Origin of the sequence: Apilactobacillus micheneri (assembly GCF_006493595.1) — a bacterium.
GTDB classification, from domain to species: Bacteria; Bacillota; Bacilli; order Lactobacillales; family Lactobacillaceae; genus Apilactobacillus; species Apilactobacillus micheneri.
In genome coordinates, this window is sequence record NZ_QUBI01000004.1 from 72267 (window position 1) to 84047 (window position 11781).

Annotated in this window: 11 protein-coding genes and 2 other annotated features; all 11 genes read left to right on the forward strand. The window is 30.9% G+C overall.

The window, feature by feature from the left end:
* The 11 genes from thiI to DY123_RS05525 all read left to right on the forward strand — a co-directional run bounded on the left by thiI (position 1) and on the right by DY123_RS05525 (position 11780).
* A complete protein-coding gene (gene thiI, locus DY123_RS05475; RefSeq protein WP_140924322.1) occupies positions 1-1218 on the forward strand; it encodes a tRNA uracil 4-sulfurtransferase ThiI in 1218 nt (405 codons plus the stop codon).
* A gap of 40 nt (positions 1219-1258) precedes the next feature.
* Positions 1259-1768, forward strand: a complete 510-nt coding sequence (locus DY123_RS05480) for a thiol peroxidase (RefSeq protein WP_140924323.1) — start codon at positions 1259-1261, stop codon at positions 1766-1768.
* A 31-nt stretch (positions 1769-1799) separates the two neighbouring features.
* Positions 1800-2020: a binding site (T-box leader), on the forward strand.
* 37 nt (positions 2021-2057) lie between these two features.
* Positions 2058-4718: a valine--tRNA ligase gene (locus DY123_RS05485; protein WP_140924325.1), complete on the forward strand. Its 2661-nt coding sequence runs from the start codon at positions 2058-2060 to the stop codon at positions 4716-4718.
* A gap of 53 nt (positions 4719-4771) precedes the next feature.
* Complete coding sequence (locus tag DY123_RS05490) at positions 4772-6073, forward strand: bifunctional folylpolyglutamate synthase/dihydrofolate synthase (protein ID WP_140924327.1); 1302 nt, start codon at positions 4772-4774, stop codon at positions 6071-6073.
* Between the two features lie 144 nt (positions 6074-6217).
* Positions 6218-7222: a rod shape-determining protein gene (locus DY123_RS05495; protein WP_105964839.1), complete on the forward strand. Its 1005-nt coding sequence runs from the start codon at positions 6218-6220 to the stop codon at positions 7220-7222.
* 63 nt (positions 7223-7285) lie between these two features.
* The gene (gene mreC / locus DY123_RS05500; protein ID WP_105964838.1) at positions 7286-8137 is read left to right on the forward strand and encodes a rod shape-determining protein MreC; all 852 of its coding nucleotides are present in this window, start codon (positions 7286-7288) and stop codon (positions 8135-8137) included.
* 13 nt (positions 8138-8150) lie between these two features.
* Complete coding sequence (mreD, locus tag DY123_RS05505) at positions 8151-8669, forward strand: rod shape-determining protein MreD (protein WP_140924329.1); 519 nt, start codon at positions 8151-8153, stop codon at positions 8667-8669.
* 27 nt (positions 8670-8696) lie between these two features.
* Positions 8697-9368 carry a septum site-determining protein MinC gene (locus DY123_RS05510; protein WP_108982339.1) on the forward strand — a complete coding sequence of 224 codons (672 nt, stop codon included), beginning with the start codon at positions 8697-8699 and terminating at the stop codon, positions 9366-9368.
* Entirely contained in the window at positions 9368-10180 is an 813-nt protein-coding gene (minD, locus tag DY123_RS05515; RefSeq protein ID WP_140924331.1) for a septum site-determining protein MinD, read from the forward strand. Before DY123_RS05510 ends, minD begins: the two co-directional genes overlap by 1 nt.
* Before the next feature lie 50 nt (positions 10181-10230).
* Positions 10231-10454: a binding site (T-box leader), on the forward strand.
* A gap of 48 nt (positions 10455-10502) precedes the next feature.
* Positions 10503-11141, forward strand: coding sequence for an amino acid ABC transporter permease (locus tag DY123_RS05520; RefSeq protein ID WP_105964835.1), 639 nt, complete (start codon positions 10503-10505; stop codon positions 11139-11141).
* A gap of 12 nt (positions 11142-11153) precedes the next feature.
* Positions 11154-11780 (forward strand): amino acid ABC transporter ATP-binding protein, encoded by a 627-nt coding sequence (locus tag DY123_RS05525; protein ID WP_140924333.1) that lies wholly within the window; start codon positions 11154-11156, stop codon positions 11778-11780.
* Position 11781: the final 1 nt, after the last annotated feature.

Below are 11781 nucleotides of genomic sequence, written 5' to 3' on the forward strand. Positions count from 1 at the left end.
ATGCAATATACTGAGATAATGGTTCGATACGGTGAATTATCTACTAAGGGTAAGAACCGTAAAGACTTTATTAAGCAACTTGGTAAGAATGTTAAACGAGTTTTGCATAATTTTGATCATCTTAAAATTAATGCTAGAAGAGATCGCTTGCATGTAACTTTAAATGGTGAAACTTCTGATAAAGTTATTGATCGTTTAAAAGATGTTTTCGGGATTGAAACTTTTTCTCCTGCTATGAAGGTAGAAAAAGATATAGATGCTGTAAAAAAAGTGGCTTTAGAAATGGTTAAAGACCAATATAAACCCGGTATGACATTTAAAATTGATACTAGACGTCAAGATAAGAATTTCCCATTAGATACTCATGAAATCAATGAAGCACTGGGAAGTGCAATTGTTGATAATATTGACGGAATAAAAGCTAAAATGAATAAGCCCGACATTGCTATTCGTGCAGAATTTAGAATGAATGGGGTTTTCTTGTCTAGCTTAACGATTCCTGGATCTGGAGGTTTGCCAGTTGGTACTGGTGGACGTGCAACTATGATGTTATCTGGTGGAATTGATTCTCCGGTTGCATCATATTTAGGGATGAAACGTGGTGTTAAACTAGATATGGTTCATTTTTATAGTCCTCCATACACTAGTGAACAAGCTTTAGCCAAAGCCAAACAATTAACTGAAAAATTAACTCGTTTTGGTGGTAATATTCAATTCCTTCAAGTACCATTTACTGAAATCCAAGAAGAGATTAAGGAAAAAGTTCCTGAAGGATATTTAATGACTGTTCAACGTAGAATGATGTTAAGACTAACTGCTGCATTAACAATTAGTAGACATTGTAAAGGTATTTTTACTGGTGAATCATTAGGCCAAGTAGCTTCTCAGACATTAGAAAGTATGATGGCAATTAATGATGTAACTAATATGCCAGTTTTAAGGCCATTAACTTCATTGGACAAAACTGAAATTATTAGAATTGCTGAAAACATTGATACTTATGAACTATCTATTATGCCATTTGAGGACTGTTGTACTGTATTTACACCACCAGCACCAAGAACTAAACCTAATTTATATCGCACAAGAGAATGTGAGAATATGATTGATGTAAAAGGTCTAATGGAACGTGCTCTAGATAATGTCAAAATTGTTGATATTAAACCAGGAGAAGAATTCTTAAATGCTAATGAAGATGTTTTCTCTGAATTACTATAAATTTATTTTATAATTATTAAATGAATAGGAATGATTAAAAATGGAATTAACATTTTTAGGTAAAAAAGTTAATACTGATGGTGAACCAATTAATGTTGGTAATACATTACCAGACTTTAAAGTTTTAAATTCTAATAATGAAATCGAAACTAATAAAGACGTTTTAGGTAAAGTTACTGTAATTAGTTCGGTTCCAGATATTACATCCGATGTATGTAGTTTAGAAACGAAGAAATTTAATCGTAAGGCTGATGACTTTTCAAATGTAAACTTTTTAACTATTTCTAAAAATACAGTCGATGAACAAAAAGACTGGTGTGCTGCTAAAGGTGTAAAAAATATAGAATTATTATCAGATAAAGATTTATCTTTCGGTAAAGCTACTCATACTTATGTTCCAGATATTGATGCTTTAGCTAGAATGATTTTTGTTCTGGATAAAGATGGTAAGGTAGTTTATCGCCAAGTAATTCCAGAAATTGGAACACTACCAGACTTCAATGAAGTTGTGAAATCTATTGAAAAATTAAGTAACAATGTTGACGACTAGTCAAAAATTGTCTAATATATAGTTATTGATAAAGAAAGTGTTGAACAAGAGAGTATTTTTAAAATAATGTGAACAGAAAGAAAATTAATTGATGAAAAATTTTCCTTTATTTTAAATTGAAGGTAGCTTGGGAGCTTTCATATTGAACTTAGAATAGATATGAACGGGACCATCGTTAAATGGAATTAAGTGAGAATATTAATTGTTTTAGTATTCTAAATTAGGTGGTACCACGAGCACTTCGTCCTATTGGATGAGGTGCTCTTTTTTTATAATTTGGAGGGAAATTATGTCTAAAGAAACAGAAATGTCAACAAAGTATGATCATAATGCTGTTGAACAAGGTCGTTATAAAACTTGGCTAGACGAAGATGTCTTTAAACCAAGTGGTGATAAAAAAGCAAAACCATATTCAATTGTTTTACCCCCACCAAATGTTACTGGTAAGTTACATTTAGGCCATGCCTGGGATACAACTTTACAGGATATGTTAATCAGACAAAAAAGAATGCTTGGTTATGACACTGTATGGGTTCCAGGAATGGATCATGCTGGAATTGCTACTCAAGCTAAGGTTGAAGCTAAGCTAAGAGAACAGGGTATTACTAGATATGATTTAGGCCGTGAAAAATTTGTCGATAAAGTTTGGGAGTGGAAAGATGAATATGCTGCTACTATTAAAGAACAATGGGCAAAGATGGGCCTTTCTTTAGATTACAGTAGAGAACGTTTTACTTTAGATGATGGATTATCCGATGCTGTCAAAAAAGTTTTCGTTGACTTATACAATAAAGGGCTAATTTATCGTGGACAATATATTATTAACTGGGATCCACAAGCACAAACAGCCTTATCAGATATTGAAGTTGTTCATAAAGACGATAAAGGTGCATTTTACCATGTTAAATATCCATTTGCTGATGGAGTAACCTTTGATGGTAAAGATTATATTGAAATTGCTACTACTCGTCCCGAAACTATGTTTGGGGATGTTGCTGTAGCAGTTCATCCTGATGATGAAAGATATAAAGAATTAGTTGGTAAAAAGATTGTAGTCCCATTAGTTAATCGTGAAATTCCAATTATTGCTGATAAATATGTAGATCCTGAATTTGGAACTGGAATGGTTAAGATAACTCCTGCTCATGATCCTAATGACTTTAAAGTTGGTAACCGTCATGATTTAGAACGCATCAATACTATGAATGGTGATGCTACTATGAACGAAAATGCCGGTAAATATAATGGCATGGATCGTTTTGAAGCTAGAAAAGCAATGGTTAAGGATCTTGAAAATCAAGGTTATATGATAAATATTGATCCTATTGTCCATGCTGTTGGTCACTCAGAAAGAACTGGTGTGCAAGTTGAATCAAGACTTTCTACTCAATGGTTCGTAAAGATGAAACCATTAGCAGATCGTGCTGTTGAAAATCAATCAACTGATGATAAAGTAAACTTTATTCCAAAACGTTTTGAACATACATTCACTCAATGGATGGATAACATTCATGATTGGGTTATTTCACGTCAACTATGGTGGGGACATAGAATTCCTGCTTGGTATAACAAACAAAGTGGAGAAATGTATGTTGGAATGGAAGCACCTAAAGATGCCGAAAATTGGGAACAAGATCCTGACGTGCTAGATACTTGGTTCTCATCTGCATTATGGCCATTTTCAACTTTGGGCTGGCCTAATGAAAATTCAGAAGATTTCAAACGCTATTTCCCTACTAATACTTTAGTTACTGGATATGACATTATTTTCTTCTGGGTTTCACGTATGATTTTCCAAAGCTTAACATTTACTAATGAACGTCCATTTAAAGATGTTTTACTTCATGGTTTAATGCGTGATGCACAAGGCCGTAAAATGAGTAAATCATTGGGTAATGGAATTGATCCAATGGAAGTTATTGATAAATATGGTGTTGATGCACTTAGATGGTTCTTAGCTACTGGTAATACTGCTGGACAAGACGTTCGTTTTAGTTATGAAAAAATTGAATCAGCATGGAATTTCATTAATAAAATTTGGAATGCTAGTCGTTATGTAATTATGAATCTTGGTGATATGGATAAGCCTGTATTACCTAATAAAGATCAATGGAATTTAGCTGATCGCTGGATTTTAAGTCGTTTGAATAATGTTGTAACTCAAGTTGCAGATTTATTTGAAAAATATAATTTTGGTGAAGCTGGTCGTGCTTTATATGACTTCATTTGGAATGACTTTTGTGATTGGTATATTGAAATGAGTAAGGAAACTCTTAATGGTGAGGATGCGAAAGCTAAAGAAAATACAAGAAATATTTTAGCCTATGTATTAGATAAGATTCTAAAATTAATGCACCCAATGATGCCATTTGTTACTGAAAAGATTTGGTTAACTATGCCTCATGAAGGAAAATCTATTGTGGTTGCACCATATCCAGTTGAACACAAAGAATTTAATGATGCTCAAGCTGAAAAGAATATGTCTGCATTAATTGAACTAATTAAGGTTGTAAGAAATATTCGTGCCAAAGCTAATGCTCCAATGTCATCATCCATTGATTTGTTGATTAAAACTGATAATGATGATTTGAAGGATATCTTTAACACTAACAGACATTATATTGATCGTTTCTGTCATCCAAAGGAATTTAGTGTAGGTTCTGATGTTGATGCACCTAAACTTTCAATGACTGGAATTATTACCGATGCTGAAATTAGTATTCCTCTAGCTGAACTTGTTGATTTAGACGAAGAAATTAAACGTATTCAAAAAGATATTGATAATTATACTTTTGAAGTTCAACGTGCTGAGAAAAAACTAGCTAATAAACGCTTTGTTGATAATGCACCAACGCAGGTTGTTGATGCTGAAAAAGGTAAAAAATCAGATAATGAATCTAAATTAGAAGCTGCTAAACAAAGACTAGAAGATATTAAAAATCAAAAATAGTTAAACAATAAAAAGCCGAGCTTAAGCTCGGCTTTTTTAGGAGAAATAACAAAATGAATTATGAAGAAGCTTTAAATTTCATTCACGGTAGACAAAAATTTAAAAAACATCCCAATTTAAACACTATAAAACTATTACTGAAAAAATTAAATAATCCACAAGATAAAATTAATGGTATTCATATTGCCGGTACTAATGGTAAAGGATCAACCCTGGCATTCTTGCGCAATATTTTTCAAGCAGAAGGATTAAAAGTTGGATCATTTACATCACCATTTTTAATTCGTTTTAATGAAAGAATTAGTGTGAATGGTGTGGCAATTAGTGATCAAGAAATTATTGAATTAGTTTTAAAAATTAAACCCATTGTTGACGATATGGACAAAAATCTTAAAGATCTTGGACCAACTGAGTTCGAAATTGTAACTGCAATGATGTTTTTATATTTTGCTAATAATCCAGTGGATATTGTATTAGTAGAAGTAGGTCTAGGGGGCTTACTCGATTCTACTAATGTTTTTACTCCTAAAGTATCTGTAATTACTACCATTGGTTACGATCATATGAAAATATTAGGTAATACTATAGTTGAAATTGCTAATCAAAAAGCCGGTATTATTAAAGATAAAGTTGACTGTGTTGTAGGTAAACTACCTAATGATGCTTTCAATGTAATTAATCAAGTTTGTCAAGAACATAAAAGTAAATTATTTGTTCCGAAAAAAGATTATTTCATTTCAAATTGTAAGGAAGCATCATGGAAGGAGGATTTTTCTTTTTCCAATGACTTAGTTTCATTGAATAACTTAACGATTAAAATGTTGGGACAATATCAAATTGATAATGCTGCTTGTGCTATTGAAACTTATATTAGATATAAATCTATTAATAACCAATCAATAGAATATAAGATATTAAAAAAGGGATTAATGGAAACTTTTTGGGCAGGTCGCTTTGAAAAATTAAATGAGAATCCAACAGTAGTAATAGATGGAGCTCATAATGAACCTGCTATTTTAGAGCTATCTAAGTTATTAAAAAATCATTTTTCGAATAATGAGATTTATATTGTGCTTGCAATTTTGTCAGATAAACAGTATCTAAAAATGATTAATACACTGGCTAGCATTAGTAATGTTCATTTAATACTAACTGAATTTTCAGGCCCTGAGAATCGTAAAGCTGCGGATATGAATGATATTTTAAAAGCTGTAAATGCTAAACATCCAGTAAGGTTTGTGCCAAAATGGAAATTGGCAATAATGAAAAGTGTTAATGAGATGTCTAGTAATGATTTACTATTAATTACCGGATCATTATATTTTATATCAGATGTTAGAAAACTTTTTTATTAAATTTTTAAAACATTAATGATAAATAATTTAAAATCGTTTACACTAGGGTATGTTATTATAATTTTAGAAGAGATAATTATGATATAATAATAAGGTGAAAAAAATAATAAGCCAACCAAATGAATTATGAAGGGATGAAAAATTGTGTTTGGATTTGGAACTAAAAACATTGGAATTGATTTAGGAACTGCAAACACAATTGTTTATGTTGATGGTAAACAAATTGTGTTAAGAGAACCTTCAGTTGTCGCTAAAAATACTAAAACTGGAGAAATTGTTGCGGTAGGGCAAGAAGCAAGAGATATGATTGGACGTACTCCAGCTAGTATTTCTGCTATTCGTCCAATGAAAGACGGAGTAATTGCTGATTATGATACTACTGTAACCATGTTAAAATATTATATTAATAAGACTATTGGTCATTCAGCTGGTAAACCATACGTAATGGTTTGTGTACCAAGTGGGATTACTGCTGTTGAAAAACGTGCAGTTATTGATGCTACTAGGGTAGCTGGAGCTAGGGATGCTTATGTAATTGAAGAACCTTTCGCTGCTGCTATTGGTGCTGGATTACCAATTATGGATCCTACTGGTAGTATGGTAGTTGATATTGGTGGTGGAACAACTGATGTTGCTACAATTTCACTTGGTGGAATTGTTTCCAGTCGTTCATTACGAGTAGCTGGAGATCGTTTAAACGATGCAATTGCTACATATATTCGTAAACATTACAATTTGTTAATTGGTGAAAGAACTGCTGAAAAATTAAAATGGGATATTGGTTCGGCTTCACTTGAAGCAGCTAAAGATATTGAAAATGTTACTATTCGTGGCCGTTATTTATTAACCGGTTTACCAAAGAGCATTGAAATTTCAGCTGAAGATGTGGCTAAATCAATCGAAGAACCTATTCAAGAAATTATTAGTACTGTAAAAGAAACCTTGGAAGAAACATCTCCTGAAATTTCAGCTGATGTTATTGATCATGGAATTGTTTTAACTGGTGGTGGAGCTTTACTTAAAAACTTACCACAAGTTATTTCTGAAGCAACTAAAGTACCTGTTTCTATCGCTAAGACCCCGCTTGATTGTGTTGCAATCGGAACTGGTGAATCATTAAAAAATATTGATGTTATGAAGAGAAAATAAATTAATTTAAGTGGGGAGATTTAAAATCTTCCCACTTATTTATTAAGTCCGGAGGAATTAAAGATGCATAAGTTTTTCTCCAATCGTAAATGGGTAATTATAATTGTTTGCATTGTTTTAGCGCTTGGATTTATGACTTTATCAGTTAGCACTAGAAACAATCGTTCAATGCCTCCCTTTATTCAACGATTTGGGAACGATATTGTTGGTATTACAAGTACAGTTGTTGCTTTTCCAGTGAATACTGTGCGTCATGGATCAGAAAATATTAATAACTTAATTAATACTTATAAAGAAAATCAACAATTAAAATCTCAAGTATCAACTGTAGTTTCAACTAAAGTTAAAGATCAAGCATTACAACAAGAAAATGCACAGTTAAAAAGACAACTAAAAATGAACGCTAGTTTAACTGATTATCAAGCAATTACTTCAAATGTATTATCTAGAACACCTTCTGCTTGGCAGAGCCAATTTATTATTAACAAAGGTAGTAGTGCTGGCGTACAAAAAAACATGCCAGTATTAGGCGGTAATGGATTAATTGGAAGAGTTTCAGAAGTTAACACTACTAATAGTAAAGTTGAATTAATTTCAGATAATTCTGATTCTAGTAATAAGTTCTCAGTAGCAATTACCAATAAAGATGGTAAAACTGTTAATGGTTTAATCAATGGTTTTGATAGAAATACTGGCGAACTAATAATGGGACACTTGAATACTGAAATTAAACTTAAAAAGGGTGATAAAGTTTCTACTAATGGTCTTGGAGGCATTACACCTAAGGGACTTTATGTCGGATCAGTAGCTAAGAATACTACTGATGATTATGGAACTTCATCTAAAGTTTATATTAAAACTCCAGCTAGTATGAATGACTTAGAAGTTGTCACTGTAGCTGCTAAGAAAGAATAGGGAGGATATAAATATGCTAAGTCACTCTCCTTTAAAATATATTCTACCAATTGGAATATTTATTGCATTATTTTTTGATGGATCAATTTCCTTAGTATTCAGTCATTCATTATTTAGTAATTACTACTTTATTCCTCAACTAACATTCTTATGGTTATTTTTTGCTATGTTTTTCATACAAAGAATTAATATTAGAATTGAATTGTGGGCGGCACTAGCTGGATTGATATTTGATATGTATTATACTGGTATTATAGGTGTATATTTATTTATATTTCCGCTAGCAATATATATAGGTAAAAAATTATATAAATTACTTTCTGTCGATATTTTTAGTGCAATTTTGATTTATTTTGTTGATTTATCAATAATCTATTTGTTATCTTTTTTTGCAAATAAATTACAAAATTTAACTAGTATGTCAGACAGCTTTTTCTTAGTTCATGTCTTGGGACCTACGCTAATAATTAATATTATATTTTTAATTATTTTATATATTCCATGTCAAATTTTATTTGAACGCTTAGATTAAAAATATTGAAAGAGGAGCAATTGATTAATGCAATCGGCTGTGTTAAAGGGAACTCAATCTGGTTATGAAGTAATTTTAGATGAATCTTCAAGCTTAGAACAAATTAATATAGACTTAAAGAATATGTTAAATAGATTGAGCGAAAATAATTTAAAAAAATCAGAAAATATTAAATTAAATATTCGTATTGGTAATCGTTTATTTTCTCAAGAGCAAAAAAATATTATAATAGATAATATAAATAGTTATCATGGTTTATCGGTTGGACATTTTATTTCCAATGTTTTAACTAAAGAAGATGCAAAGGCTAAATTTAAGCAAAAGTATATTGAACCAATGAGCAAAACTATCCGAAATGGGCAAGAGGTAAATGTCGATGGAGATGTATTATTTTTTGGAACTGTTCATGAAGGTGGTAAACTATTTGCATCAGGCAACATTTATAATATGGGTAATGTTAAGGGAATTATTCAGGCAGGATATCCTGATAATGAAGATAAATTAATTATTGGTAATTTACATAACGCTCAACAAGTTAGAGTTGGTGAGCAATATGATATTGTTTCAGATAACCCAATTGATGATGAAGAAAATACGGTTGTTTATGTTAATGATTTACATCTATTGAGTTATGGTAAAATTAATGATTTAAAAGAAATTAATCCAAAATTTTTTAATCGGATTGGAGGTATTATTTAATGGGAAAGGCCATTGTAATTACATCAGGAAAAGGTGGAGTTGGTAAAACTACCTCTAGTGCTAATATTGGAATTGCTTTAGCAATGATGGGTAAAAGGGTTTGTTTAATTGATTTAGATATTGGTTTAAGAAACTTAGATGTTGTTTTAGGTCTAGACAACCGAGTTATGTACGATATTGTTGATGTTGCTGATGGAAGAGCTAAATTAGTTCAAGCATTAGTAAAAGACAAAAGATTTGATGATTTGTTATATCTTTTACCAGCTGCACAAAATACTGATAAAAATGCTGTCAATCAAGAACAAGTTAAAGATATTGTTGATGAGTTGAAACCTGACTTTGATTACGTGTTCATCGATTGCCCTGCAGGAATTGAACAAGGATTTATTAATGCTGTTTCTGGAGCTGATGGAGCAATTGTGGTAACAACTCCTGAAATATCTGCCGTTAGAGATGCTGATCGTGTTATTGGTTTGTTAGAACAACATCCATTAAAAGAATCACCTAAATTAATTATAAACAGAATTAGAACCTCTTTGATGCAAGATGATAGTTATATGGATGTTGATGAAATAACTACTCATTTAGGCATCGATTTATTGGGTGTGATTATTGATGATGATAAAGTTATCAGTACTTCTAATATTGGTAAATCTATTGTTATGGATCCAGAAAATCCAACTGCACAGGGCTATCGCAATGTTGCAAGAAGATTAGAAGGAGAAACAGTTCCTCTTATGAACATTCATAATTCAGCTAAAAAAGATGGCTTTTGGAGCAAACTGACCCATCTATTTAGTCATAAAAAATAAATTAAATTTGATTTAATCATTAAATTAAGTTATTCTTATTTTTATAAATTAAAAAAATTATGATCAGAAGCACGTTAAATGATAATTTATAGAGAGTCTATTTTTGGTGAAATTAGACAATTATTATTAACGTTTCACGTCTGTAAATTGTTATTCTGAAGTTATTAAGAATAGACCGGTTTTAATCCGTTATCTTTTGAGTTTTATACTCAACAAGCTACTTTATGCGAGTAAAGTAGAAAATTAGGTGGAACCGCGTTTGAACGTCCTTTTAGTGAATTAACTAAAAGGACGTTTTTTTATTTAAGGAGGTCGATATTAAATGCATTATATATTTGAAATACTACCATCATTATTTTCTGGAGTATTAACAACCTTAGAAATATTTGGGTTAACTTTATTAATTTCAATTCCATTGGGAATTTTAGTTTCATTAGCTTTAACAGGTAAAAGTTTTATAAAATCTATTTTCGAATTTTATGTATGGATAATGAGGGGGACACCTTTATTATTGCAATTGATTTTTATCTTTTATGGTTTACCCATCATAGGAATTGTTTTTCCACGTTTTGAAGCAGCATTAATTGCGTTTTCTCTAAATTATGCCGCATATTTTGCTGAAATATTTCGTGGTGGTTTCCAATCAATCCCTCAAAATCAATTTGAGAGTGCCAAAATGTTACGTTTATCTAACTGGCAAACACTACGAAAAATTATTATTCCACAAGTTTTTAAAATCGTTTTACCATCAATTGGAAATGAAGTTATTAATTTAGTTAAGGATTCTTCCTTAGTATATGTAATTGGAATTGGTGATTTATTGCAAGCCGGTAATATCGCTACTGCGAGAGATGTCACTTTATTACCATTGATTTTAGTAGCAGTGTTTTATTTAATTTTAACGGCATTATTAACTTTAATTTTACGAAAATTAGAAAAACGTTTTAATTACTGGAAATAGGAGGCGATTTTAATGTTTAAAATAGAAAATCTAAATAAAAGTTTTCAAAATAAACAAATAATTAAAAACATGAATTTGTCTGTAGATAGCAACGAAATTCTTGGAATAGTGGGACCTTCAGGAGCAGGTAAAACTACACTATTAAGATGTATCACAGGATTAGAATCATTTGATTCAGGTGATTTTTACATTGATGGTAAGAAGTTTGATCCTAGTGATAGTTCTGAATCTTTGATAGGAGTTGTTTTCCAAGACTATGGATTATTTCCTAATTTAACGGTTATTGATAATATAACTTTAGCTCCTCAATTAGTTTTAAAGAAATCAAAAGAAGAAGCAGAAAATGAAGCTCAAAAATTAATTAATCAATTAAATTTAAGTGGTAAAGAAGAATTATATCCATATCAATTATCTGGAGGGCAAAAGCAACGTGTAGCAATTGTTAGAACTTTAGCTATGCATCCTAAAATTATTTGTTACGATGAACCAACTTCTGCCTTGGATCCCAAATTAAGTGAGGAAGTTGGAAATATTATTTTGAACTTAAAAAATAAAAACATTACACAGTTAGTTGTAACTCATGATATCCAATTTGCTAATCAAATTTCTGACAAAATAAAAGAAGTAAAACCAATTTAAG

Excerpts from the sequence above, each read along its gene's own strand:
- thiI (WP_140924322.1), top strand. The coding sequence starts at position 1 with ATGCAATATACTGAGATAATGGTTCGATACGGTGAATTATCTACTAAG.
- DY123_RS05480 (WP_140924323.1), top strand. The coding sequence starts at position 1,259 with ATGGAATTAACATTTTTAGGTAAAAAAGTTAATACTGATGGTGAACCA.
- DY123_RS05485 (WP_140924325.1), top strand. The coding sequence starts at position 2,058 with ATGTCTAAAGAAACAGAAATGTCAACAAAGTATGATCATAATGCTGTT.
- DY123_RS05490 (WP_140924327.1), top strand. The coding sequence starts at position 4,772 with ATGAATTATGAAGAAGCTTTAAATTTCATTCACGGTAGACAAAAATTT.
- mreC (WP_105964838.1), top strand. The coding sequence starts at position 7,286 with ATGCATAAGTTTTTCTCCAATCGTAAATGGGTAATTATAATTGTTTGC.
- mreD (WP_140924329.1), top strand. The coding sequence starts at position 8,151 with ATGCTAAGTCACTCTCCTTTAAAATATATTCTACCAATTGGAATATTT.
- DY123_RS05510 (WP_108982339.1), top strand. The coding sequence starts at position 8,697 with ATGCAATCGGCTGTGTTAAAGGGAACTCAATCTGGTTATGAAGTAATT.
- minD (WP_140924331.1), top strand. The coding sequence starts at position 9,368 with ATGGGAAAGGCCATTGTAATTACATCAGGAAAAGGTGGAGTTGGTAAA.
- DY123_RS05520 (WP_105964835.1), top strand. The coding sequence starts at position 10,503 with ATGCATTATATATTTGAAATACTACCATCATTATTTTCTGGAGTATTA.
- DY123_RS05525 (WP_140924333.1), top strand. The coding sequence starts at position 11,154 with ATGTTTAAAATAGAAAATCTAAATAAAAGTTTTCAAAATAAACAAATA.